Annotated in this window: 29 protein-coding genes; 19 read left to right on the top strand and 10 right to left on the bottom strand. The window is 35.1% G+C overall.

Annotated features, from left to right (window positions below; translation table 11 throughout):
- The first annotated feature begins 43 nt into the window (after positions 1 to 43).
- The 4 genes from GWK10_RS05340 (at position 44) to GWK10_RS05325 (ending at position 2,340) form a co-directional block, all read left to right on the top strand.
- Positions 44 to 295: a DUF1456 family protein gene (locus GWK10_RS05340; protein WP_164029960.1), complete on the top strand. Its 252-nt coding sequence runs from the start codon at positions 44 to 46 to the stop codon at positions 293 to 295.
- An 86-nt stretch (positions 296 to 381) separates the two neighbouring features.
- Positions 382 to 843, top strand: coding sequence for a cold-shock protein (locus tag GWK10_RS05335; protein ID WP_164029958.1), 462 nt, complete (start codon positions 382 to 384; stop codon positions 841 to 843).
- A gap of 274 nt (positions 844 to 1,117) precedes the next feature.
- A complete protein-coding gene (locus GWK10_RS05330) occupies positions 1,118 to 1,537 on the top strand; it encodes an ABA4-like family protein (RefSeq protein ID WP_164029956.1) in 420 nt (139 codons plus the stop codon).
- Between the two features lie 2 nt (positions 1,538 to 1,539).
- Positions 1,540 to 2,340, top strand: a complete 801-nt coding sequence (locus GWK10_RS05325; RefSeq protein WP_164029954.1) for a hypothetical protein — start codon at positions 1,540 to 1,542, stop codon at positions 2,338 to 2,340.
- Positions 2,341 to 2,353: 13 nt separating this feature from the next.
- On the opposite strand, the gene GWK10_RS05320 is transcribed toward GWK10_RS05325, so the two are convergent.
- Both GWK10_RS05320 and GWK10_RS05315 read right to left on the bottom strand, forming a co-directional pair.
- A complete protein-coding gene (locus tag GWK10_RS05320) occupies positions 2,354 to 3,364 on the bottom strand; it encodes an aromatic ring-hydroxylating oxygenase subunit alpha (protein ID WP_164029952.1) in 1,011 nt (336 codons plus the stop codon).
- Between the two features lie 66 nt (positions 3,365 to 3,430).
- A complete protein-coding gene (locus GWK10_RS05315; protein ID WP_164029950.1) occupies positions 3,431 to 4,042 on the bottom strand; it encodes a DEAD/DEAH box helicase in 612 nt (203 codons plus the stop codon).
- 183 nt (positions 4,043 to 4,225) lie between these two features.
- Between GWK10_RS05315 and GWK10_RS05310 the strand changes: the two genes are divergently transcribed.
- The 4 genes from GWK10_RS05310 (at position 4,226) to GWK10_RS05295 (ending at position 9,396) form a co-directional block, all read left to right on the top strand.
- A complete protein-coding gene (locus GWK10_RS05310) occupies positions 4,226 to 5,329 on the top strand; it encodes an MBL fold metallo-hydrolase (protein ID WP_164029948.1) in 1,104 nt (367 codons plus the stop codon).
- Between the two features lie 51 nt (positions 5,330 to 5,380).
- Positions 5,381 to 5,917 (top strand): DinB family protein, encoded by a 537-nt coding sequence (locus GWK10_RS05305; RefSeq protein WP_164029946.1) that lies wholly within the window; start codon positions 5,381 to 5,383, stop codon positions 5,915 to 5,917.
- 192 nt (positions 5,918 to 6,109) lie between these two features.
- On the top strand, positions 6,110 to 7,204 hold the full coding sequence (locus GWK10_RS05300; RefSeq protein ID WP_317164665.1) for a helix-turn-helix domain-containing protein: 1,095 nt from the start codon (positions 6,110 to 6,112) through the stop codon (positions 7,202 to 7,204).
- Positions 7,205 to 7,281: 77 nt separating this feature from the next.
- Entirely contained in the window at positions 7,282 to 9,396 is a 2,115-nt protein-coding gene (locus GWK10_RS05295; RefSeq protein WP_164029944.1) for a serine hydrolase domain-containing protein, read from the top strand.
- A gap of 138 nt (positions 9,397 to 9,534) precedes the next feature.
- Here the strand turns inward: GWK10_RS05295 and GWK10_RS05290 are convergent, their stop codons facing one another.
- Together GWK10_RS05290 and GWK10_RS05285 are read right to left on the bottom strand one after the other, a co-directional pair.
- Entirely contained in the window at positions 9,535 to 10,215 is a 681-nt protein-coding gene (locus GWK10_RS05290) for a TonB-dependent receptor plug domain-containing protein (protein ID WP_164029941.1), read from the bottom strand.
- 132 nt (positions 10,216 to 10,347) lie between these two features.
- Complete coding sequence (locus tag GWK10_RS05285; RefSeq protein ID WP_239540705.1) at positions 10,348 to 11,067, bottom strand: arylesterase; 720 nt, start codon at positions 11,065 to 11,067, stop codon at positions 10,348 to 10,350.
- 54 nt (positions 11,068 to 11,121) lie between these two features.
- Between GWK10_RS05285 and GWK10_RS05280 the strand changes: the two genes are divergently transcribed.
- The gene (locus GWK10_RS05280; RefSeq protein WP_164029937.1) at positions 11,122 to 11,808 is read left to right on the top strand and encodes an ABC transporter ATP-binding protein; all 687 of its coding nucleotides are present in this window, start codon (positions 11,122 to 11,124) and stop codon (positions 11,806 to 11,808) included.
- A gap of 50 nt (positions 11,809 to 11,858) precedes the next feature.
- Positions 11,859 to 14,354, top strand: a complete 2,496-nt coding sequence (locus GWK10_RS05275; protein ID WP_164029935.1) for an ABC transporter permease — start codon at positions 11,859 to 11,861, stop codon at positions 14,352 to 14,354.
- An 80-nt stretch (positions 14,355 to 14,434) separates the two neighbouring features.
- Here GWK10_RS05275 and rlmF read toward each other — a convergent pair whose 3' ends face one another.
- The 3 genes from rlmF to GWK10_RS05260 form a co-directional block, all read right to left on the bottom strand.
- Positions 14,435 to 15,307 carry a 23S rRNA (adenine(1618)-N(6))-methyltransferase RlmF gene (gene rlmF, locus GWK10_RS05270; protein ID WP_164029933.1) on the bottom strand — a complete coding sequence of 291 codons (873 nt, stop codon included), beginning with the start codon at positions 15,305 to 15,307 and terminating at the stop codon, positions 14,435 to 14,437.
- Positions 15,308 to 15,530: 223 nt separating this feature from the next.
- Entirely contained in the window at positions 15,531 to 16,961 is a 1,431-nt protein-coding gene (locus GWK10_RS05265; RefSeq protein ID WP_164029931.1) for a serine hydrolase domain-containing protein, read from the bottom strand.
- Between the two features lie 152 nt (positions 16,962 to 17,113).
- On the bottom strand, positions 17,114 to 17,371 hold the full coding sequence (locus GWK10_RS05260; RefSeq protein ID WP_164029929.1) for a MarR family winged helix-turn-helix transcriptional regulator: 258 nt from the start codon (positions 17,369 to 17,371) through the stop codon (positions 17,114 to 17,116).
- 237 nt (positions 17,372 to 17,608) lie between these two features.
- Between GWK10_RS05260 and GWK10_RS05255 the strand changes: the two genes are divergently transcribed.
- The 9 genes from GWK10_RS05255 (at position 17,609) to GWK10_RS05215 (ending at position 24,455) form a co-directional block, all read left to right on the top strand.
- Positions 17,609 to 17,953, top strand: a complete 345-nt coding sequence (locus GWK10_RS05255; RefSeq protein WP_164029927.1) for a YciI family protein — start codon at positions 17,609 to 17,611, stop codon at positions 17,951 to 17,953.
- Positions 17,946 to 19,160: a DUF6596 domain-containing protein gene (locus GWK10_RS05250; protein WP_164029924.1), complete on the top strand. Its 1,215-nt coding sequence runs from the start codon at positions 17,946 to 17,948 to the stop codon at positions 19,158 to 19,160. The genes GWK10_RS05255 and GWK10_RS05250 overlap by 8 nt, the downstream gene beginning before the upstream one ends.
- 1 nt (position 19,161) lies before the next feature.
- Positions 19,162 to 20,394, top strand: coding sequence for a serine hydrolase domain-containing protein (locus tag GWK10_RS05245; protein ID WP_164029922.1), 1,233 nt, complete (start codon positions 19,162 to 19,164; stop codon positions 20,392 to 20,394).
- 12 nt (positions 20,395 to 20,406) lie between these two features.
- A complete protein-coding gene (locus GWK10_RS05240) occupies positions 20,407 to 20,874 on the top strand; it encodes a nuclear transport factor 2 family protein (RefSeq protein ID WP_164029918.1) in 468 nt (155 codons plus the stop codon).
- A 45-nt stretch (positions 20,875 to 20,919) separates the two neighbouring features.
- On the top strand, positions 20,920 to 22,227 hold the full coding sequence (locus GWK10_RS05235; RefSeq protein WP_164029916.1) for a hypothetical protein: 1,308 nt from the start codon (positions 20,920 to 20,922) through the stop codon (positions 22,225 to 22,227).
- A 50-nt stretch (positions 22,228 to 22,277) separates the two neighbouring features.
- Positions 22,278 to 22,832 (top strand): NUDIX hydrolase, encoded by a 555-nt coding sequence (locus tag GWK10_RS05230; protein ID WP_164029914.1) that lies wholly within the window; start codon positions 22,278 to 22,280, stop codon positions 22,830 to 22,832.
- A 136-nt stretch (positions 22,833 to 22,968) separates the two neighbouring features.
- A complete protein-coding gene (locus tag GWK10_RS05225) occupies positions 22,969 to 23,376 on the top strand; it encodes a DUF2541 family protein (RefSeq protein WP_164029912.1) in 408 nt (135 codons plus the stop codon).
- A gap of 181 nt (positions 23,377 to 23,557) precedes the next feature.
- Entirely contained in the window at positions 23,558 to 23,989 is a 432-nt protein-coding gene (locus tag GWK10_RS05220) for a phage tail protein (protein ID WP_164029910.1), read from the top strand.
- 1 nt (position 23,990) lies between these two features.
- On the top strand, positions 23,991 to 24,455 hold the full coding sequence (locus GWK10_RS05215) for a phage tail protein (RefSeq protein ID WP_164029908.1): 465 nt from the start codon (positions 23,991 to 23,993) through the stop codon (positions 24,453 to 24,455).
- Positions 24,456 to 24,474: 19 nt separating this feature from the next.
- On the opposite strand, the gene GWK10_RS05210 is transcribed toward GWK10_RS05215, so the two are convergent.
- From GWK10_RS05210 to GWK10_RS05200, 3 genes are all read right to left on the bottom strand, one after another.
- Positions 24,475 to 24,741 carry a YSC84-related protein gene (locus tag GWK10_RS05210; protein ID WP_164029906.1) on the bottom strand — a complete coding sequence of 89 codons (267 nt, stop codon included), beginning with the start codon at positions 24,739 to 24,741 and terminating at the stop codon, positions 24,475 to 24,477.
- An 80-nt stretch (positions 24,742 to 24,821) separates the two neighbouring features.
- Positions 24,822 to 25,028 (bottom strand): lipid-binding SYLF domain-containing protein, encoded by a 207-nt coding sequence (locus tag GWK10_RS05205; protein ID WP_164029904.1) that lies wholly within the window; start codon positions 25,026 to 25,028, stop codon positions 24,822 to 24,824.
- A 31-nt stretch (positions 25,029 to 25,059) separates the two neighbouring features.
- Positions 25,060 to 25,536, bottom strand: a complete 477-nt coding sequence (locus tag GWK10_RS05200) for a hypothetical protein (RefSeq protein ID WP_164029902.1) — start codon at positions 25,534 to 25,536, stop codon at positions 25,060 to 25,062.
- Positions 25,537 to 25,591 lie beyond the last annotated feature (55 nt).

Below are 25,591 nucleotides of genomic sequence, written 5' to 3'. Positions count from 1 at the left end.
GCAAATGATTTAAAACGCTTTATAATAATTACTTTTGCAGTCTATGCCTGGACTAACAAATAACGACGTTTTTAAAAAATTACGAGTAGCACATAAATTACGAGATGATGATATTGTAGCCATATTAAAACTCGTGGATTTTAATATTTCTAAAAGCGAGATCAATGCATTTTTTAGAAAAGAAGATCATCCGAAATATATGGAAGTAGGGGATCAGATATTGCGTAATTTTTTGAACGGACTTATTATACATCTTCGCGGTCCGATGCCAAAAAAGAACAATACAAAAAAATAATTACCTTTGCAAAAGCAACAACAGGCTAACAATTGGGCTTGTATGTTTATAACAAGTATTAAAACAAAATCCCTTTAAAGTAATTAATGGCAAAATCTCAACAGACTTTCAACAAGAGTGAAAAAGAAAAAAAACGTTTAAAAAAACGCGAAGACAAGCGCAAAAAAATGGAGGCCCGTAAAGCTGAAAAAGCCGAAAACGGAACTAAAGGAATTGAGTTTGCCTATGTTGACTATAATGGAAATTTGACGGACACTCCGCCAGATCCATCTCAAAAAATTGAAGTTGAGCTTGAAAGCATTGCCGTTAGTGTTCCTAAAACACTAGAGTCTGACAAAGAGGAAATTGACCCGGTAAGAAAAGGAAAAGTTTCTTTCTTCGATTCGTCAAAAGGTTTTGGCTTTATTATAGATAGTGAGAATTCAGAAAAATATTTTACTCATGTTAGTGGTATTATTGATACTATCGCTGAAAATGATAAAGTAACTTTTGAGCTTGAAAAAGGGCAGCGCGGGATGAATGCAGTTAAAGTTACTCTGATTAAATAGATTTTCAACACCCTATATTTTATACTACCGAAGCCTCTATTAATTAGAGGCTTTTTTGTGTTTTATTGTTTCCGACAAATTACACGTACAATAACAACTTTTTGGCAGACTTAGAAGAAAACTGCTTTATTTTAATTCAGCATAAAACTTAGACAACTCAACCCACATCTTCGACAATTCAGTAAACTCTTATTTATCTAACGCATCATTATTTCCATATTTGAAAATGAAATAAGCAGTACATTAACGCTTATTAATTTTTAAACAACTAATCATGACACCAACTCAAGTATTCTCTATTGCAAATACCGTCGTACTACCAATGTGGATTCTGATGATCTTTCTCCCAAAATGGAAAGCTACTCGGTTTCTAATTGATTATAAAATTATTCCAATACTACTATCAGTTGTTTATGTAATCTATATAGCCATCTCTTTGCAGTCATCAAGCGGAGGAATGGATTTCGGAAGCCTTGAATCGGTAATGAACCTATTCACAAAAGAAAATGCTGTGCTTGCTGGCTGGGTACATTATTTGGCATTCGATCTTCTAATAGGTATGTGGATCCTGAATCAAAACAAGCAAACAAAAATTCATCAAGTATTAATCGCTCCTTGTCTAGTAGGAACTTTTATGTTCGGGCCTTTGGGCTTTCTACTTTTTATGATAATGAGAGCATTTAAACAGAAATAAGCATGAACATCATCAATCAATCATTACGAACAGTTAAAACTGAAAGTCCAATTTTATATCGCATTGTACAGCTTCATTTTATTTCTGCGATAGCATGTATTATTGCCTTTTTTATAGATGACAGAACACTAATGGGGGTGAGTGTTTGGATTAAACCTTTGAAATTCTTCATATCGGGCGGTATTTATATATTCACTCTGGGCTATCTAATCACTTTATATCCATATTCAACAAAGAAGAAGCATATTATCAGAAACATTGTTGCATGGACCCTATTACTTGAAATAGGAATTATAGCATACCAGGCAGCTAGAGGTGTACAATCGCACTATAACCAAAGTTCATTATTTGACGCACTATTATTTTCGGCTATGGGAATATTAATTGCTATTAATGTACTAATCATGGTGTTGTTTGCTATTGATACTATCCGTTTAAAGTTGAATACCTCTAAACCAGTACAATGGGCTATTTTATTAGGATGGATTATTGTGGTATTCGGCAGTTGGGTAGGAGGGCAGATGATAAGTCAAGTTGCTCATAATGTTGGAGTAGCTGATGGAGGAGATGGATTACCATTAGTTAACTGGAGTACGGTTGGCGGTGATCTAAGAATTGCCCACTTTTTTGGACTGCATGCCATTCAAATAATCCCATTATTTGCTGTATTGATTAGCAAAAAGTGGAACACTAAAACAGTAAATCAAGTGCTGGCAGTTACTGTTTTTGGACTGCTATTCGCTACATGGATTGGCTTTACTTTTTATCAAGCAAAGCAAGGAATTCCGTTAGTTAAGCTTTGATTTTTATTAGATTTTAATAATTGAGGTTGTGTTTTTTCATTGCCCTTCTATAATTCATTGCTACAGCATCAAATTTTAAATGAAGTTCCTCGGTAAAATCAAAAGGCACTTGTTTAGGGCGTTGTGATTCTACAATCCGTTTGTCTTGATCAAAAATAACTTGCTCAAAATTCTGTAACACTGTATCAGGTTCATCATGATCATAATTGCGACCAATTATACAGAAACCTCGGCATTTGTTTTCAGAAATTGGTTGGGAACTAAAGAAATAGACCATGCCTTTGGTTCCTCCCCAACCCAAGCGAAGCACAATTGTATAAGGTAGATGCAGTTCATAAACGCTTCTTCGTTCCGGTTGTATGACATTTTTATTAGCAAAAATGGGAAAATCATCACTATTCGGTGCTTCAGGTCTAATAATTGAATAGTGTAAAACAGTATCTTTAATAGTCACTTTACAATCGGGTACCGCCGGCCTTTCAGGATCTCCTAATAATCCGGGGTGCACCCATGGAAAGTGGCCAAAATCAGTAAAATTCTCCACTTGTCTTGAGCTATCGCTATTCCAATTAAAAGGACCAGTATTTACAAATTTCCAATCCGAGTTTTCATATTCCAGGATTTCAGGTAATTCAAATTCAGGATCTTTTAGGGCAACCCATACCACACCAAATTTTTCTTTGCAATGGTATGTTGTGGTTTTTGCTTTTGTTGGTATATCCATGTCTGGAGCCTGCGGGATTAGAACACAAGCTCCCTTTTTATCATATTGCCAAGCATGATATGGACATACTAGGCAATCATCTTTAATCCAACCCAATGATAAAGCTGTACCTCGATGAATGCATAAATCACGCATTGCATGTGGCTGCCCATCCGCCGTTCTCCATACAACAACAGCTTCGTCTAGTAGAAAGGTCCCAAAAGGAACATCAGCTTTTATTTCATGACTGTATCCGATTGGGTGCCAACAAGCATATAACCGCTCTGGAAAGTTAGCGCCCTTCTTTTTTGTATCATTCATATTCTCTTGAAATTTACGGAATTTAATAGTTAGAGAATATTCTTTTATTTATCAATATCAGGTGCCTTATGAAGAAACTGTTTTAGAATACTCCATAAAATAGGACTCAAAGCGTTTTAATTTTGGATGCCCTTTTTCTGAGTATATCACATACTGGCATTTTTTAATACTTTGCGTAATTGACAAAAGAGCAGTATAATTTAGTTTTTGAATTAGAAACTCCGCATCATCTATACTTAATATCTTTAATTGAGATGTACTTACACCATTCAACAAAACCAACTTGTTTAGGGTTCTGGGTGTAGAAATAAGAATGTCTACCCCCATAAAGATTTCTGATTTTTGTACATCGATATGCAGCTGCTCATAACTCGCATAAACCCGTAAAGACGTGTGTTTTGTGTAGGTCAAAAATGTGTTGTATAATCCCATAACACTTTCCTTATTTTCTACCAAAACTACTGCCCTTGGAGCATTGCCTTCTGCGGTAAATTTCAACTTTTGAAGTGTAGTAAGAATTAGTGTAGTTGTCTTTCCGCTACCAATTCCGGCTGTACAAAAAACATTGGCGCCACTTTTTATTACAGGAATACTTTTACTCTGAAAAGGCGTTGGGGTGGTAATTTCTTTATGGATTAATACCTCTTGTATATCGGCATTTAATTTTTTGAAAGGCATAAGGCTTATAAAAGATGACTATTGCCTTCGAAATTACAAAGTATTCGCTAGACTATTACTGCTACTGTGGTCAAAAGTCAATACTAGGACTGCTTATTAGGAAAAACCTATTTTTAATTCCTCTAATGTTACGAGTACTATCTTAGCGAAATGAAAAAGAAAATTTTAAAATTTCTAAAAAAAATGATCATAAGTATCAGTATCATCCTTGGCGTAATTGTGTTAGCAACTATCTTATTTGTCAATTTAAGTCCTCAATTCGGTGGAAAAGCCTCTGATCAACAGAAAGAAGTATATCAAAAATCAAAAAACTACCGTGATGGTGTATTTGTAAATACCAAAGAAGTGCAAATGGATATGAGCATAAAGGATATGGGGAAAAGTATTGTAGGTTATCTAAGATCTCAACCTAATACAACACCTAGCAATGATATTCCTGTAACCAAAGCAGACTCAGTAAGCATAGCAGATTATTCTGGTAAGACAAGACTTATTTGGTTTGGACACTCTTCGTTTTTGCTGCAAATTGACAATAAGAATATATTAATTGATCCGATGTTTGGGGAGGTTCCTGCACCTCACCCGATGTTAGGAAGTAAGCGTTTTAGCAAAGATCTACCAATTGATATTGAAAAACTTCCTAGAATAGACGCTGTCTTAATCTCTCATGATCATTATGATCATTTAGACTATGGCTCAATTCAAAAGTTGAAAGACAAAGTTGGAACTTTTTACATGCCGTTAGGAGTTGGAATTCATTTGGAAGCATGGGGAATAAATGCAGATCGAATTGTTGAGTTAGATTGGTGGGAAGAAACGACTTTTGAAGGATTGGAATTTAAATGCGCGCCTGCACAACATTTTTCTGGTCGCGGTTTTGGTGATAGAGCCAAAACGCTTTGGAGTTCTTGGGTCATACAATCTGATACTGAAAATATTTTCTTTAGCGGGGATAGTGGATATGCTGATCATTTTAAGGAAATAGGAGCGAAGTACGGTCCTTTTGACTTTGCAATGATGGAATGTGGTCAATACAATGAAAAGTGGCCGGATATCCATATGTTTCCAGAAGAAACAGTCCTAGCGGGATTAGATGTAAAAGCCAAAAAAATAATGCCAATTCATTGGGGAGCATTTAAGCTGGCGATGCATACATGGACAGATCCCGTTGAACGTGTCACCAAAAAAGCAAAAGAGCTTAATATAGAGGTGATAATACCGAGAATTGGTGAATCTATCTTTCTGGAAGGAGATGGAACACTAAATAATGAATGGTGGAGGCAGTAACACTTTCGCCAAGATATATATCTTGTAATACTATTCAATTCTATTTGCACCATGAAAAAAATAATTATATCATTGATTTTCATATTGACCTTCTCAATAACATTTGGACAAGCTAAAACCACTCCAAAAACACCTTTTACTAAAATGTACTTAGCTGTTTGGAATGAAGCCACTAAACATTGCTTAGAAGTAGCTCACGCGATGCCGGAAAATTTATATTCATATAAGCCAACAGCCGTTAGCAAGTCCTTCGCTGAGCAAATGGTTCATATTGGATATACGGTGGAACTGCTCACAAAACGATATGTGCAAGGCATGGATGTAAAACCAAATACTCCTGATGCTACTAAAATGAAAAAAGCGGAGATCATCGAATTATTAGAAATGGGGTTTGCTTATACCACCCGAGTAATTAATACAATAGAACAAGAACAATTAGATGAGCTTTGTGAAATGTATCATAGCGGGAATACCGTGAGCAGGGCCTTTGCTTTCTTCTATGTGCAAGATCATATGGCGAATCATAGAGCAAAGGCAAATCTATATCTTCGAATGAATAATATTCAACCACCGGAGTATACGTGGTAATTAATGCGCCTAAGCCTTTGAATAATAATTAGATTAAGGTCAATGGCAAAATCAGAAAAATAGTATTATTTTCATGTTGCAATATCAAACTCATCAATCATCAATTTCTTAATCGACTTTCCATTTAGCTTTGGGCAAAAAAGCTCCCTGTTACTTATCTTCTTTTTTCATGGAATAATATTTTCATTCCTAGTGCTGCGAAATGGAATAATTTATAGCAACAGAGCAAGTAAATGGTTGAGCTTATTGTTGTTTTTATATGCCATGTACATTACTCCATATATGCTTGGGTATGCCAATTGGTATTCCGAAAAACTTACTAGAGAAATTCTCTTTTTTGTGCCGTTTATGCAGGTGTTGTTAATTGGCCCAGTGGTATTTTTTTATTGCAAAAGTCTACTTAATGGTAGTTTTAGGATTTCTAAAAAAGAAATCATCCATTTCATCCCTGCCATACTTTATTTCGTATATAGCTTAGCCATTTTTATTACTGACAAGCTTGTCTTAGATGATTACTATTTTTATGCTGATGGTCGGGATAAAGACTTGGCCAATTGGTATCAGGCGTTTGGTTTATTTTCAATGTCTTTTTATTTAGTTTTAAGCCTTCGGTACTATGCTGAATACAAAAAGCTCGTTTTTAACCGAGTGAGCTATGCAGAATCTATATTGTTTAGATGGATTCGCAATTTCATGCTTGCTTTCTTGGGAATATTAGTTTTACGTGTTTTGTTCTTTATTCTAAATCCTGATTGGGGTGAGTTTGGAAGTCAATTTTGGCATTATATTTCTTTTTCTTTTGTCTTCTATTATATTTCTATAAATGGTTATTCACATGCAATTAAAACTGGAATATTAGAGGAAAAAAAAACGGAAGAAACAAATGTTTTTGAAGATGATGAAAATCAATCAACCACTGCTTTTACAGAGAAATCATCAGAAATAGATATGGATTTCTGGAAAGCAAAACTGTTGTCTCTTATTAACGATCAGAATCATTACCAGAATCCGAGGTTGACACTTTCTCAAGTGGCGAAAGAATTGCAAACCAACACCAAAGTAATTTCTTCAGTAGTCAACACTGGTTTTGAAATGAATTTTAATGATTTTGTAAATCATTATAGAATTGAAGCCGTCAAAGAAAAGCTAGCTAGGGGAGAACATCAGACCACAACCTTACTAGGCATTGCTTTCGATTGTGGTTTTAACAGCAAAGCAACTTTCAATAGGGCTTTCAAAAAAAGTACTTCCTTATCTCCTAAAGACTATATTGAAAAAATATCTTAAAACAGGTCTCAAATCAAGATTTGAAGCGTTTGGCAAGTTGAAATACTCCACTTTTGTCTCAATATATAACGCTCGACATGAAAAATTTCATTCTTCCACTTTTATTACTTATTGCAACATTCGCAAGTGCACAATCTGAAATTCTGAAAAAAATTGACGAAGTAGTAAATTCAAAATTAGAAGCTACAGATCCAGGTTTGATGGTTGGTATTGTTAAGGATGGTTCTATTGTTTATGAAAACTATAAAGGTCTCGCTAGTTTGCAACACTCGGTTAAGGTTGGCGAAGAAACACGGTCAAACATAGCTTCAACCGCCAAGCAATTTACTGCTTTAATGACACTACAATTGTCCTTGGACAAGAAGCTAAGTCTCGAAGATGATATTAGAAAGTATTTACCAACATTTTATCCAAAAGTTAAAGAACCGATTAAAATTCGACATCTATTAAATCACACGAGCGGGATAAGAGATTTTTATGATTTAATGAGTATACAACAGAACCCATGGTGGCGAAATGTAGGTTTTGATAACAAGGATGCCATAGCATTACTAGAAAAACAAGAAAATCTAGCTTTCGAACCTGGTTCTAGGTATATGTATAGTAATTCAGGTTATACGATACTAACAAAAATTATTGCTATTGCAGCAGGTGAATCATTTCATGACTATTCAAAAAACTTCTTTGAAACACTTGGTATGCGAAATACCACTTTTCTGAAAAACTATATGCATGTCATTCCCAACCAAGCATTGCCATATTCTGATTGGGGAGATGGCGTATGGCAGCAATATCCAATGATTACCAATCTTTATGGAGATGGTTTTTTGTTCACAACTCTGGAGGATCAACTTTTATTTGAAAAGGCAATACAAAATGCCGAGAACAGTAATAAAGATCTACTATTAAAAAGTCAAGAGTCTATTCCAAATAGTGAAATTAAAAGCTATGGTTTCGGACTTGAATTAGAAGATAGATTAGGATATAAAGCAGTACATCATTCTGGTGGGACTGGCTCTTATCATTCCCAGGTGGTACGTTACCCAGATGAAAAGCTGTCCATATTTGTAATGAGTAGTAATAGTAGGTTATGGAGTGGCGCGATTGCTGATGAAATAGCAAAAATTATCTTGCCAGAAAAGGAAACTAAAATAGCATATGATCAGCAATTAGATAAAGCCATAGCTAAACCGCTGAAAAGTCAAATTGTAGGGCAATACCTCTCCCCAAATGATTATCTAATACGAATTGAAAATAGTGATGATAATCTCTTTTGGCGGAATGGCAATAACAACCCTATAGCACTTTCTAAAAACGGAGTGAAGGGATACCAATTTTCAGAAAATCCGAAATTAAAAATTGGCTTTTTCAAAGATGAATTGATCTTATTCTACCCATCGGGTAAGACAAGTATTTACACGAAAATTCCGCAGCAAAAGGTAACTCTTGCCGATTTAGAAGGATTTGAAGGTGATTACTACAGTAGAGAACTAGATGTGCTTTTTTCGATAAAACATAAGAATAATAAATTAATGATCACTTTAAAAGGCTGGGATGAGGATCAGGAAATTGAAGTTCTTAATAAGAATGAATTACTAGTTTTTGACTATATACTAAAGGTACAGAGAGATCAGTTTAATCGTGTTACTGGAGTTAATCTAACGACCAATCGTGTTTTGAATAATGTTTTTAGAAAAATGACAAACCTAAAGTTTCAACCAAAAATAGAAACAGAAGATGGTTCTATTAACGTTACTACTATTGGAGGTAGTAAAGAGGATCCATCACAAATTTTACTAACAAAAAATTATCCCAATGGTAATGAGATATGGTCACAACAATTCGGTGGAAAAAGTTACGATAAGGCAAGCTCAATTATGGCAGTAAAAGATGGATATTTAATCGTTGGGTCGACTAGTTCTTATGGAGTGGGTAATTATGATATACTATTGATTAAAACTGATAAAAAGGGTAAAAAGCAATGGCAAAAAACATATGGAAAGTTTGGTAATGATTATGGCTATTCAATCGAGAAAGTAAGTACGGGTTATATAATTAAAGGAACAACTCAAGAATGTTCCTCAAACTCCGATGTGTTTAATAGATCATGTAAAACAAATGTTTGGTTTATCACTACCGATAAAAACGGCAATGAAATTTCAAATAAGGTTTTGGAAGAAATCGACTCTTAGCGGAGCAAATTTGGACGTTTTTCTTATCCAAAAGTTTAAGAATATATCTATTTACTAAGTAAAACGGAGTGACTAAAACTAAACCCGACTAGTTAAGAATCAGTTTCAATATATCCAGAATGGATAATACTTTTCTGTCTAACTCTTAGTTTTGATAACTAATACCCCATTTGCTCCTTGCGTACCATAGTAGCCCGCATCAGCACCTTTAAGTACGCTTATAGTATCAACATCTATCGGTAGAATGTGGCTTATGGAAGTTAGTATTGTACCATCAACTACGAACAAGGGGTCCTGCGATGCGCTTAATGACTTAACTCCTCTTATTACAATTCGATTATCTCTACTTACAATAACCCCAGCAACACGATCACGGATTAAATCATATATCGTTAAAAACCGTACCGCGTCAATTCGTTCTTCTGCTTCAACCGTTTCAACTTTATATGCGACATACTTATCACTTGTTTCATCATAGTCTATCGAGACTTTATCTTTTTGGGCAAGTCGATCTTTTGAAGGCAATTTACCGTGGATATAAACAAAATTAACACTTGTTTCTCCGTTGAAATTATGGGATAGCAAACCATATTTACTTGAATAAACATGTAGTGCTTTTACATTTTCAGGTACAACAACTTCAAAATTTCCTTTTTTATCTGTTTTTACATTTGAATTAATCGAATCTAAGTAAATCAGGGCTTTAGCAATAGGTTTATTTTTGTTATTAGAAACCGTACCAGAAACCTTAGTTTGTGCGAATACAGACCCTACAAAAAATAAAAATAACATGACGGTAAGTAAGGATGATTTTTTCATTTTAAAGATTGTTATATTGAGTTATTAAAGAAGATAAAAGATAGTGTATTTTTTAAAACTAAAAGAATAAGCCCTTGCCATACCTATATAGGAGCTAAGAAACAAATCGGGTAAAACTAAATTGAAGCTATCTTATTTGATCACTGCCTCTAAAACTGCCCATACGTTATTGGCTAGAATCTTTTGTCCCTCTTCTGTAGGGTGAATACCATCTGCCTGATTTAGCTCGGTAATTCCACCTACATCTTTTAATAGAAATGGTATTAGTACTAGTTGATTTTTTTCGGCAAGATCGGGAAAAATGGTCTTGAACTCAGTAGTATACTCAGGCCCCATATTTGGCGGTAACTGCATACCTGCTAATATAATAACCGTTTCCGGGTTTTTGTTCCGAACGGCATCAATGATAGCTTGGAGGTTTTCTCGCGTTTTAGTAAGAGGAACTCCGCGTAAGCCATCATTAGCACCCAATTCTAGTATAAAAACATCAATTTTCTGATTAAGTACCCATTCTATACGGCTTCTTCCACCTGCAGTTGTTTCTCCACTTACTCCGGAATTGATAACCGTGTATTTTAATCCTAAAGAATCAATCGTTGACTGTAATATCCCAGGATAGGCATCATTCATATCATCAAGCCCATATCCAGCCGTTAAACTATCACCAAAGCATAATATGGTCTTAGTTACCGTATTTGGAGTATCAGCTACTTCTATTAATTCATCTTTATCAGATTTTGTAGTTTCCTTTTTAGAAGTCCCATCTCCGCAGGAGAATAGTAAAACGACCCATAAAAAATAACAAAGCTTTAAGAAAAACTGCTTACAGCAGCGATATAAATCTGAAATCATTTGCTTACTTTTCGTATTTATCATTTTCTATAGATAGCGTTATTCAAAATCAATATGCCAAAGATATTAAAGATTCATAAGCTGACTAAAAACTACAGCAGCGGTTCCAAAAAATTAACAGTCCTAAATGATATCTCATTTGATGTTGAAAAAGGATCCACTTTTTCCATCGTTGGTCCATCTGGCAGTGGCAAAACTACATTGCTTGGCCTTTGTGCTGGCTTAGATCAGCCAGATTCAGGCACGGTCGAACTTTGTGGCCAGAACTTGCAAAATTTAAATGAGGACCAGCGTGCACAACTAAGGAATAAAGAGGTAGGCTTCATTTTTCAGGACTTCCAATTATTACCAACTTTAACGGCTCTAGAAAATGTGATTGTGCCTTTGGAGTTACAAGGCGCTAAAAACCCTGCTAAGCATGGTATGGAGTTATTGGATAAAGTGGGATTAGCAGATCGCTTTCACCATTACCCTTCGCAATTATCAGGTGGCGAACAACAACGCGTGGCTTTGGCAAGGGCTTTTTCAAATTCACCCTCCATATTATTTGCTGATGAACCTACCGGAAACTTAGATGAAGCTACAGGCGAAAAGGTAATACAACTACTTTTTGAGTTAAACAAAGAAGCGGGAACCACCCTAATTATTATTTCTCACGATTTAGATTTAGCGAATAGAACACAACAGATTCTTCGATTAAAAGGCGGAAGGATATTGACCAACGAGCGAACAACATCATAGTGGGCAAGAAAACTGCAAATTCAAAAACCAGAGTAAAGTGGCTGCTAAAAATGGCATGGCGCGATAGTAGAGCAAGTACTTCAAGGCTACTACTTTTTATGGCGTCGATCATTTTGGGTATTGCGGCAGTTGTTTCTATACAGCTCTTTAGCGAAAACCTAAAGCAGAATATAGAGCGACAGTCTAAAGCCCTAACCGGAGCCGATTATATTATTGACAGTAGGCAATTGCCTAATGAAAAAGTACAAGCTATTATTGACTCTTTAGGACCTGCTGGCTATGAAGTTAATTTTTCATCAATGGCTGCCTTTCCAAAGAGTGGAGCTGCTAGACTTGTTAAAGTACGTGGTATAGGAGGTCATTTTCCACTTTATGGAACCTTTGAAACCAAGCCTCAAAAAGCAGCTTCAACCTATTTACGGGAAGGAGGCGTTCTAGTTGATGCAACCCTAATGTTGCAATATAACGTTCGGCCAGGTGATTCAATTAAGCTAGGTGTGCTTACATTACCTATTGCTGGTGCACTTAAATCGATTCCGGGCTCTTCGGCTATTTCAGCATCTGTTGCCCCTACGGTTCTTGTTCCTTTTCGTTTTATTTCGCAAACCAAACTGGTACAACCAGGAAGCCGAAAAGAGTATCAATATTTTTTTGTAGCATCCCCGGATACAGATTTAGAACTATTAGAGAAAGAATTGGATCCCATTTTAGATGCCGAAAATGCCGATCTAGATACACATACAAGCACTAGTCGACAAATTGGAAGAAGTTATGAAAACCTTGGTAAGTTTTTGAACCTTGCAGCGTTTATAGCCCTATTATTGGGCTGTATAGGCATCGCCAGTTCGGTGCATATTTATATAAAAGAAAAATTAGGTGCTGTAGCAATTCTTAAATGTTTAGGAGCTAGCAGGAAGCAAAGTTTTTTGATTTACCTGATTCAAATTGCATTTATGGGCCTTATTGGAGGTGTTTTAGGTACGGCTATAGGCATTGGGTTGCAACAGGCGTTCCCATTTTTATTAAAGGATTTCTTGCCCTTTGACGTACAAATTTCAGTTAGTTCGCAACCAATAATTATGGGAGTGTTAATGGGAGTTTTTATGTCTGTATTATTTGCGTTGTTGCCCTTATTAGGTACCTGGTATGTTTCTCCCTTAGAAGCATTAAGAGTGTCAGAAGAGCAACCATTAAAGTCAAAAAAGGTGCGATTATTTACTTTTGGGGCGATCTTACTTTTTATCTTTTTGTTTTCATTTTGGATATTAAAAGATATTCTTTTTGCCCTCGCATTTGTGGTAGGGATTTTTGTAACTTTTGCTATACTAGCAGGCATTTCATCTCTATTTATAAAAGGGATAAAGAAATATTTTCCATCATCATGGGGCTTCACCGCTAGAACCAGTTTATTAAATTTGTTTAGGCCCAATAATCAAACTGTTGTGCTTGTTCTGGCTATTGGTTTGGGAACTTTTCTAATTAGTACTTTGTACTTTACAAAAGACATACTCTTGGCCAAGACATCTTTAGAGAATGGCACTGATAGTGCCAACATTATTTTACTGGATGTACAACCCGAACAAAGGGATGCTGTAGTTAAGAGTATTACGCCAACTGGCTTAGAAATTATAGATAACTTGTCTATTGTGACTATGCGAGTGCATAGTATTAGAGGACAATTATCCAATGACATTCGTAAAGACACCATCTCAAATATTAATGAATGGGTCCTAAATCACGAATTCAGAACAACTTTTCGAGATTCGCTTATCTCCTCAGAAGAAATTACAGCAGGAAAGTGGATTCCCGAAATTATGCCTGGGCAGGCTGTTAAGATCTCTGTTTCCGACGGTTTTGCAGAAAATGCAAACTTAGCAGTAGGAGATCAAATTACTTTTAATGTTCAAGGTATTTTGATGGAAACTACTGTCGGAAGCATCAGAAAAGTTGACTGGGCGCGCATGCAGATGAATTTCATGGTGGTTTTTCCAGAAGGTGTATTAGAAAAAGCACCTCAATTTCATGTCTTAACAACCAACGTGCCTGATGAAGCTGCCTCCGCATCATTACAACGTGACTTGGTAATTAAATTTCCTAATGTCACTGTGGTAGACCTAAGGCAAATATACACTGTGGTTGAAGATGTTTTAGATAAGATTTCATGGGTAATAAATTTCATGGCCTTTTTCAGTATACTCACGGGGCTTATCGTTTTAATTGGCTCGGTTCGCACGAGTAAATATCAGCGGATTAAAGAGAGTGTTTTACTACGTACTTTAGGAGCCAAGAGTAAGCAGATCTTAAACATCACCTCATTGGAGTATTTGTATTTGGGATTACTAGGTAGTCTTACTGGCATTATCTTATCATTAATAAGTAGCCAGTTACTAGCAACTTTGTTGTTTAATGAGCCTTTTGTGCCATCGGGTATTCCGTTTATTCTGTTTTTACCAGGTATCACTATTCTAGTATTGGCAATTGGCTTGAGTAATATTAGGAGTGTGTTACAAAGCCCTCCGTTAGAAATTCTTAGAAAAGTAGGCTAGGTAAGTTGTAATAAAGCCCATTAATACTTGCGGCTTTTCCCCAATTATTTAAGCTCTAATAGCCGATGAATTAAACAATGCTAGTCAAACCACCATAAAACATAGCGTCCTTTTTTATGTCCTTGTACCATTGGAATTATATGATAGTTTGCCTTGACTTTCTTTAATTGTTTTTCAATCTTAAAGAGACTGTCTTTTTTAGCGACAAGACTGCTAAATAATTTCACTTGATCTTTAAATAACACACTTTCCTTTATTAATCGTTTAATAAATAGTGTTTCTCCACCGTTGCACCAAAGTTCGTTGGCTTGACCCTCAAAATTAAGCGAATATTCTTTTTTATCGACTCCTCCTAAATTCTCAAGTTTCTTAATAGAACCTTTAATGGCTTCTTCTTTGGAATTATGAAAAGGCGGATTACAAATGGTAAAATCAAATTGCTCACTAGGTTGAATTATATTCTTAAAAAGGAAGCCATTATTTTCTTGATATCGCAACTCTACCGTGTCTTGTAGTACTTTTTTATTACACCGAACGTTCATTCTAGCAATATCTATAGCCTTAGCACTACTTTCTGTGCCAACCATATTCCATTTAAAATGCTGTGCGCCCAGAATGCAATAAATACCATTTGCTCCAGTTCCGATATCTAATCCCCGTAGATTAGTATTTGTACTTTTAAAATGTTCTGAGAGAAAATCTCGTATATACAGCAGGTAATCCAAACGTCCTGGAATAGGAGGAATGAGATAGCCTCTTGGTAAATGGTAATCTGCCAATTCAAAATCGGTAAGTAAAATGGCCTTATTCAAAGCATAAACTGCGCTTGATGAGCTAAAATCAATGGTCTCCTCTCCTGCAGGATTCAAAACTATATGTTCTTGTAGCTCGAGATAATGTTTGGTTAACCTTTTAAGGTCATAGCGTTTATCATATGGGTTTTGAGCGTGCATTTGGTAAAAGGTATAGAAACTCCATTTGATATATATAGGTAATATCCATTTCCTATGGATTTCCAGACTTCTTGAATTAAGGGGTTAGTACTTTAAAAAAAATGTATGTTTTAGGTCAAATTTGAATTGTTCATATCTCATTATAAAAAGAGAGTATAAGTGTATTGTTAAAATCTCTGATATTGTAGAAGCTATCTGTCCAATCAATTACATTTCCTCTTCCTTATTCAACTTTCTTAGCATCATACCCTTGCACACTTAAACCTACAACAGTATTTCCTTCTAGCGAAAATTTGAGGTAAGTACCATCTTTTTTGTCGAAAAATGTTGAATCATTTTCAGAAACAACAAAAACAGGTTCATCTAAGAATTCTGCCACTACTTCTAAACCATCTTCTTTAATGCTTATTTGAGCATCACCTAGACGTGGAAAGCTGTACTTTCCGGTGTATTTAATTCGCTTTTCTTCTGACATCGCCATGATCGTTCGAATATTGGGTTCGATACCAGCTAACTTATATTCCTCAACAAAACTCAAAAGGATCTCTTGCATAATACTTCCATTATCAGAGTTTACCATTATTACAATCGCTATTGGGCTGTCCTTCCAAGCCACTAATTGAGCTCTGAATCCTTCATCAGCACCTCCGTGTCCAAAAGTATACTCTTTAACTGCAGGACCAAGTCCATGATCGTTCATACCCGGTGTAAGCATCTCCTTGACTGTTTTATTTTTCAGTAATCCATCTTCACCGGACTGTGATATATGTTGTACTTCCTTAGCCCACAGAATTAGTTGAGAGGGAGTAGTCCACAGCCCTGCGGCTGCCATTTCAGGATATATAGGCCATTTTCCTTCAACTTCATCTCCGTTACTTCGGTAACCTGTAGCTGCAATGGAGTGGTATTTATCAGGTAGTGGGTTTTCAAACGTACTTGATGTCATTCCCAACGGATCTAGTACATTAACTTGCATAAGCTCAGGAAAATCTTTTTGTTCAACATCGGTCATCATTAGCTGCATGATTGTATAACCACCGCCTGAATACATCCAACTTTCGCCTGGCTCTTTATATACACGAACAGCATCTGTGTTTCCTTTTCCATCTAGAACATCAACCACACTGGGAATTGTATCACCCAAATCATAGCCAGGAAACCCCCATACGGTTAATCCTGCTGTGTGATTTAATATTCGTTTTGTCGTTACTTTTTCATTTTTAGTAAACTCGTTTTCGGGTATTTGCCAGCTTTTTAAATAGGTGTTTATATCTCCGTTTAAATCTATAACATTGTTTTCAGCAAGTTGATGCGCTCTAAGTGCAGCCACGGGTTTACTAATAGATCCTGCAAGGAACATTGTCTTGGCAGTAACTTTTCTATTCTCTGCCTTATCGGCCATACCATATCCTTTGGCCCATTCAATTTCACCTTTATTGAGAACTGCAATACTTACTCCTGGAATACCTAATTCTTGCATTCGTTCTTCGATATTATATAAAGGAATACTATCTCCAGTAATTTGGAAGTTTGGCTTAAGTCCGTTTTCGATTTTTGTAATCTTTTTTTGTAATAGTTCCTGATCAGTTTCTGATTTAGGAGCACAGCTAGTTAGGATTAATAGCAAAGTGATAAAGAAAAAAGAGGTACGCATGTTTTGATTGATTTTAATTGATGATTGTTTAATGTTGAATGTACTTTTAATGAAAATACACACTCATTTGGTTAAGATAAGTGTTTAATTTATGATATTCAAAATATGGAAGGATATGTAATAAGTCTTCTGAACTTAATTAATAAATAGAACTACTTGAGAGCGAACATCATTTTCTTTAATAATTGGCCAAGTTGTGCCTTTTCTCTTTCAGATAAACAATATATTGCATCATGAGCTTCATTAAATCGTATTCCGATGACCTTTTCAATAGTTTTAATACCTTTTTTGGTAAGCGTAGCGCGTTTGACACGTTTATCCTTTTCGTCTACCGTGCGATAGATGAGCTCGATTTTAGTCAATCTATCTAACAATGCGCCGTCATATCTCCTGAGGTTATAGTGCTGCAATTACAAAATGATTATCATTTGAAATAGATATTGGATACAAGTTATTCAATCAACAAATTGAATTGATAAATTTATATTTTCCGAAAGGATATTGGGTTTACTTATAGGTGTTGCCCTTATAATGTGCCTTTAATGGAAGAACCCAAAATCCTTAAGTGAAAATAGAGCAGCTAATAAATATTCAAAAAAATGTCCAAATTTGATAAGTTATATTGTCTTTATAATAAATAAGCAAATATGAAAAAATATCTTTTACTACTTCATGATGATTTACAAACCATTCAAAACTTGTCACCAAAGGAAATGGAAGGACTTGTTCAAGCTCATATGGATTGGACTAAAAAACTAGATGCTGCTGGTCATCTAATAGCAGGCGAAGGATTGGAAGAAGGCAGCATACAAATCAAGGGCAAACAAAGTGTTATAAAAGACGGCACTTTTTTAGAATCAAAAGAAATGATTGGCGGCTTCTACCTGCTGCAGGCAAATAGTTTAGATGAAATTATTGAGCTATCAAAAGAATGTCCATGCCATTTATGGGGAGGCACCACCGAAATTAGACCGATAATGCAGTATGACTAATAATCATGAAATAGTTGAAAGCAGTTATCGCCAATTCTATGGTCGGTTATTCACTTCACTTACTAACATTTTTGGAACTAAGTATGTAGAGGAAATAGAAGATGCACTTCAAAACACCTTCTACAAGTCAATTAAGAACTGGAAGAATGAAAAATCACCAAATGATCGCTTAAATTGGTTATTTATTGTTGCTAAAAATGATGTTCTAAATCAAATAAAGAAAAAAGGGATATTAATTAAGCTGGATGTTGACGCGGATAGCGTGGCTCAAGAAAAATCCATAGAGGACCTGCGATTACAAACAATTCTTTATTTGGCAAGTTGTGAAACAGTATCGAGCAAGGCCAAAGTAATTTTCATTCTTAAAAATATTTTTGGTCTTAATATCCGAGAGATTAGCGCATGCACTCTAATAGCGCCCGATGCAATTTATAAAAGTATAACAAGAACTAAGAAAGAGTTTTCATTACTACAACTATATCCTAATACTCTTAGCTCAGCCATTACTATTACAGATGTTATGGGGCGAGTAGTAGAAGAAATTCTTTATGGTGTTTTTACTATTGGGTTTGACTCTTTCAACGAAAAAACTAAAGCAATTATTAATGAGGATCTATGCCTTGAAGCACTTGCATTAGCAAAAATGTTGAAGAGAAAACATCCAACAGATACCGTAAAAAACTTACTAGCCGTGTTTTGTTTTCATTTGGCAAGAGTACCTGCAAAATTCGAAAATAGAAAGTTAATTCCCTTTTTTAAGCAAGACCGTTCAAAATGGGATATGAACTTGGTTCATTTAGGTTTTAAGTATTTAGAAAAACCACCTCAATTGAATAAGTATTATCTGGAAGCGCTAATTACTAGTAAGCATATGACATCTGATAATCATGATAAAAACTACTGGAATGATATTGCCAATTTGTACGAGGTTTTGATAAAATTCTCTAGCTCACCCATTACGAAACTGAATTATTGCTATTGCCTATGCCAATCAGAAAGGTGGTCAGAGGCAAAGAAGTGTTTAGTACATGTTGAAAGTGAATTACCCAAACAACATATTTATCTCAATCTAGTAAAAGCAAGTTTAGTTGAGGACACAGATAAAGCCAAATCAACCGAACTCATCAAATCGGTACTTGAAAACATCAATCAAAAAATACGAACTGAATACATATTTGAAAATTTAGCATCGGCTTATAAAAACTAATATGAAACGATTTATAAGAATTACTGGTATAGTATTCATTTTGTTAGGGTGTATTGCTTTTTTCTTTCGCGATGAGCTATGGAGGCTTCATTTTGCCTTAAAAATGTTTTCAGGGGTAGAACAAGTTGAACGATTTAAAGCAGTTGAAGATTATTTCCCGGTTAATCCGGTAAATACAGTGACCGAATCTTCAGCCATACAAACGGCCAATACAATTGCATTACCTGAAACTTACACTTATGAAAATGAATCTTTTAATACCAAAGGGCTTTTAGAAAAAACGGATGTAACGAGTCTTATAGTTTTGAAAAATAATGCGATTGTTTTCGAAGAATATTATCAAGGTTTTACTAGAGAAGATCATACAATAGTATGGTCTGTAACTAAATCAATAGTTTCCGCTTTAGTTGGTACTGCAGTTGATGAAGGTCATATTAGAAGTATAAAAGACGCTGCTTCAGATTATGTGGAGGAACTAAAAGGAACAGCATATGAAGGAGTTACGATAAAAAATCTGTTACAAATGTCATCTGGTGTTAGTTGGAATGAAGATTATAGCGATGACAATTCCGATATTAATCGCTTTGGTAGGACATTGGCCTTGGGAGGTTCGTTTGAGTCTTTCGTAAAGACACTAACAAAAGATAAACCTCAAGGTACCTACAATCGTTATAATAGTTCTGACACCCAAGTACTAGGAATGGTGTTAATACGCTCGACAGGAAAAAGTCTTTCGGCATATCTCGAAGAAAAAATATGGAAGCCTTTAGGGATGGAACAAACCGCCTTGTGGCTTGTTGATGATCAAGGTAATGAATTTGCGGCCGCTGGTTTGAGTACTTGTGCTCGAGATATGGCTCGATTTGGTTTGTTGTATTTAAATAATGGAAAATGGAACAATAATCAAATTATTAATAACGAGTGGATTAACCTATCGATAACACCGGATGCACCTCATTTACTTCCCGGTCAAAACCCCAACTCAAATAATGAATATGGTTACGGTTTCCAGTGGTGGCTACTAGATAACACAAAAAATACTTATGCTGCAATGGGAATTTATAACCAAATGATTTATATAAATCCTGGTGAAAAGATTGTCATTGTTAAAACAGCAGCCAACAATAACTACGGAACTACAAATGATGAAAGTAGTTTCAAAGAACAGGAGTCCTTAGCATTTATACATGCGGTTGTACATAAGGTGGTTAATGAAAATGTCATAAATCAATAAAAAACATGAGTAATGAGAATTAAAATTGTAATACTAACGCTGTTATGTGCTTGTTCATGTAGTACTGAAAAAAAACAGAAGGCACATACATTAACAGATATTCAGGAACAGAATGTGGCAGTTGCAAAACAATTATTTCTTCACTTTAATAATCATGAGTGGGAAAAAATGGCAGGAATGTATCCTGAAAATGCCGAGATACTAGATCCATCCTTAGGGCTAGAGGTAGTAAATCAAACTAGAACTGAAACGATAGCAAAGTATAAGGCGCTAAATGAAGTTTTTTCCAATATTCATGATCAAGTTGTGAACATATATCCATCTGGAGAAAAACATGTTATAGTTGAATTTATTTCGACAGGCACAGCGCCAGATGGTACCTCATTTAGGTTGCCAATTTGTACCATAATGACAATAGAAAACGGGATTATTACTAAAGATTATACCTACTATGACAATTTTGATGAAACCAACATCTAAGTAGAAAGGTGGTTCTAAAAAAATAAAAAGTACAAAACTGCTACAATGAGAATTTTTAAGAATGTTTTTATAGCGCTATTATTGGCCAATCTCTTTTATACTTTTTCATGCAATAGTCAAGATTATAGCCAGGAATTTATAACAGAAGACATCGCTAACTTTTGGGAGGTCTATGATACAATTGTCGCTATAAAGGATTCAGTTGAACGAAAAAAAATAATTCAAAAGCGATACATCGATAAATCCACCGAAGGCTTAAAACTATTAATGGATGCGCGAAGATATAGTGCAGATGAATATATAGCAGCCATCAATAATTATCCGAAATTCTGGGAGTCTATAAGAACGAATACCACGAATTTAGAACAGCATTTCAAGAAAATAAATGGCGATATTGAAAAGCTAAAACAATTATATCCTGACCTCAAGCCATCACCAATATATTTCTCTTTCGGCGTATTTAGATCTAACGGAACAATAAAGAATGGTAACGTATTGATAGGTGCCGAAATGGCTTTACTATCAAAAGACATTGATGTTTCAGAACTCCCCAAACATATTCAGGAATTTCATAGGCTTCAAAATCCCATTGAAGATTTGCCTTTGTTGTGTACTCATGAATATGTACATACGCAACAGAAGGAAATGGAATACTATCTTTTAAACAATTGTCTTTATGAGGGCATTGCTGAGTTTATTGCAACAACAGCCACAGGAAAACAATCCTATTTAAATGCGATACAGTTTGCCCAATTGAACTATGAAGAAGTAAGAAACCGTTTTGAAGAGGACTTATATAAAACGTACTTCACTAATTGGCTTTGGTCATCTGGTAAAATAATGGGAGAAAGAGATTTAGGTTATGGAGTAGGATATGCAATAGCAAAAAGAAACTACGACCAAGCTTCAGATAAGAAAAAAGCAATCAAAGAAATGATTGAGCTCGAATTTACCGATGAAGACAAAATTATAAGTTTCGTTGACAAATCCGGCTATCTCTCAAAGCCTCTGAATCAATTGCATAAAGATTATGAAAATTACCGACCAAAGGTCACCAATATAACGGGTTTAGAGAATGGTAGTGAAAGTGTATCGGCTGGTCGACTACAATTAACGCTACATTTTTCGGAGGGCTTAGATGGCAAAAATCAAGGCCTAGATTACGGTAGTGAAGGTGAAAAAACTTTGCCCAAAATTGTTGGAGAAAGGGTATGGTCTAATGAGAATACTTCTTGGAGCATTACGATGGATTTAGAATCGGGAAAACACTATCAGCTATATGTTACAGACGGATTTATAAATGACAAAGGAGTACAACTGAAACCATATTTAATAGAATTCTGGACTGAATAAAAAGCAATTAATAACGGTCATAATAGAATATGCATACTAATACATAAAAAATGAAACTTTTTCTTTCTATACTGCTCTTTTCCTTTTTTCAATACACAAGTGCTCAATCTGTTAATGAGATTCAGATTTTTAATCGGCTGATTTTTCAAAATTCAAATAATGAAATACTAGTTGTTAAAATTAAGAATACAGACTTTTGGGTTACTCCCGGCTTATATCAAAATAGTGAACAAACAATGAGGCAGGGATTAGATAGTATAGCAATGACCTATGGTATCAAAATCAAAGAGCTAAAACTAAACGGAATTTTTACGCTCAATAGAGAATTAAATAACAAAAAATCAACATCCATAAGAAATATATTTACTGCTACATATCCAGGTGGTAAGTTGAAAACCCCTGAAATAATTGAGAAAACAAAATGGGTTGAAATTGACGAAGCTTTAACAATAATAAGCTTTCCGCATATTAACTTGATGCTTGATAAAGTTATGAAAGAAGACAACAAGGTTTGGGGTGGAAGCTTATTGCAGTTTAGGGACAATGGTTCGTGGAAATCAAAAATAACAGAGGAATTTTATGAGCTGTCTGTAATATGTAAATAGAGGTCAATAATTCTGAACCTGAATGCTCATTTTTACGCTAGTTTTTTCTAGTGTTCGCCGTATACAATTAAACCTTTTCAATTTTCTTTAGTCCTAATACCTATAAATCAAGTATTAACTCTAAAGCTAAATTATTATGTTTAAAAAAATAAGTAATGTTTTATTAGTCGTTATACTATTCGTTGGATTGTCAAGTTTTGATTCTCATTCAACATTTGCGGACAAGGATTGGAAACGACTTGGATCTAAGAAAGTTAATTTTAAAATAGATAAAGACGTTATCTATGTTGGTGCAAAAGATGGTCGATTTAATAAATTAAAGCTTGTAGTTTCAGGAGGTAATATCAATATGCACAAAATGATGGTGCGATATGCCAATGGAAATACAGAAGAAATTCAACTACGACATAAGTTTAGCAAGCTAAGTTCTTCTAGGGTGATTGACCTAAACGGAAAGAATCGATTTATTAAACAGATTTACTTTATATATGACACTAAAAATGCTTCTAAAAGAAGAGCAAAGATTCATGTTTTTGGTAAATAACCATATTACAACTGATATTTGATAAAGACCACCCATCAAGGTGGTCTTCCTATTTGTATTAGATAAGTTCTTTCACACTGGTATTAGAAGGGGTATTATCCCTTAAAAATCAGGGAATACCCTTAGCTTTTAACCATCTACATATCATAACTTTATGTTGTAACTATTTAATTCTGATATCATGAATAATCTACCATTAGTTAATTTTCATTTTAGTGTAGAGTGGGGAGGCAGTCGTATTGGGTTTTCAGAAGTTTCTGGGCTTGATTTTGAGACTGAGGTTATAGAATATAGAGATGGCAGTGATCCTTTCTTTAGCACTCGCAAAATACCTGGATTACAGAAGTATTCCAATGTTATATTAAAACGTGGAGTTTTTAAAGGTGACAATGAATTTTTTGAATGGTATAAGACTATTCAATTAAATACTGTAGAGCGAAGAGATATTATCATAAAGCTTCTAAATGAGCAACATGAGCCTACAATAATATGGAAGTTGAAATCTGCATGGCCAATCCGTATTGAATCGCCATTACTAAACTCTACCAATTGCGAAGTGGCAATAGAAACTTTAGAGATCGTTCACGAGGGGATTCAAATAGAACACGTTTAGGATGCCGAGCTTACATACATATCCACCTTTAAATGTCCACTTCAATATTGAGTTTCGCGCTAAGACTAAAATAGAAGTTGAGCCTTTTCAATCCATAACTGGATTACAAGCAAAACTGATTAAAGAAGAAGGTGATAAGAATCCTCTTGCAGTTTACGAAAACATTGTTTTACGCCGTGCCTACAACCCTAATTCCAATATTGTTACCTGGTGCATGCAAGCTATCAACAATAAGGTGTTTCAATCAAAAAATATGACTATACAATTGTTAGATAGTAAGCATGAGCTAATAAGTGCTTGGGAAGTTGAAAACGCTATTCCAGTTGCTTGGGGCGTTGAAGAGTTGCACGCGCAAAACCCTAAAATTTTGATAGAGGTTATTGAATTAAAATATCAACGCTTTCATGTACTAAATAGTAAAGCTCGTAATGTAGCCCCATTAAAAAGAAGTCGAAAAGCTAGGTAAACAAATCTTTTGCCTATGGCTAGTCCACCTTTGGTTTATACTTAAAATGCTGACCACCAACCGAAGCTTCTAACATAGCACCACCTTTAGTCATTGTAAATACAGCTACTCCATCCTGATAAGCTACATCAATTGAGGCGCCTTCTTTTAAGATCACTGCTGATGCCTGTCCGTCAAATTTTAATTTTCCATTGGTAAAACGTTTAAAAGAATCCTCGTTCGAAAAGAAGATAACCTCCATGTATTGCTGTCCTCCAATTTGCACCCCAAATGTTGCTTGTTTCAATTTTGAAGAACCCACTACTTGATTATCCTGATAAACAACACCATTGCCCATGGCTCCGCCAACAGCAATAGCAGCCTTTGTTATTTTTGGAAAACAGCATATCCATAGGCTTCATCACAAAATGTCTTAAGTGTTGGTGTTTTAGACACCATTGTTTTCAAGGCAGCTTTTGCCTCTTTTTCTAACATTGGATTCCAACCTCCAATTTGAGCACTCATGGTGAAGGAAATGATCAATCCTAATGAAGATAGTACTACTGTTTTTATATTTTGTTTAAATAGTTTCATGATATTTGATTTAAAGAAAGGCGTTTTCTGATTATAGTGGTCTTTTAAAAATATAGCGCGTTATAAATATGCCATTCCCATCATTTTCGCCAGCATCGCTTTCAACTGCACTTGTTACAAATACCAGTTCCCAACCCTCAGCTAGCATGGCCGTTAATTTTGATGATATGACAGCATCGTTGGCAGCAATATTCTGAAAGCGGATACCACCAACATTATAGAAGTTCAACAACTTCGTTTCTTCGAAGTCTTTTACTCGAATGTTTTTTCGTTTTGATTTGTTTCGAGTGTTATCATTCTCTGTTTGTGCAGATGAGAACTCCTTATAATCTCGTGTTGCCTCGGTAGAAACAAGACGCGATCGACCCAACCCAAGGGGTACTATTGATTCTACACTTGTGATTACTTTGACCTCAAAATGAGGCGTATCATCTTTTGATTCTTCTTGTGCAATGGCACTAAAGAATAATACACAGCCAATTATGGCTATAAAGATTGTTTTTTTCATCGGAAGATTATTATAACTAAATGTAATTCCAAAGTGGAAGTATAGAAATGATCTA

The sequence above is a fragment of the Spongiivirga citrea genome, from assembly GCF_010671565.1.
In the GTDB taxonomy this organism is placed as follows: domain Bacteria; phylum Bacteroidota; class Bacteroidia; order Flavobacteriales; family Flavobacteriaceae; genus Spongiivirga; species Spongiivirga citrea.
The sequence above is the reverse complement of the archived record's forward strand: the minus strand, read 5'-3'. Positions and strand labels throughout refer to the sequence as shown.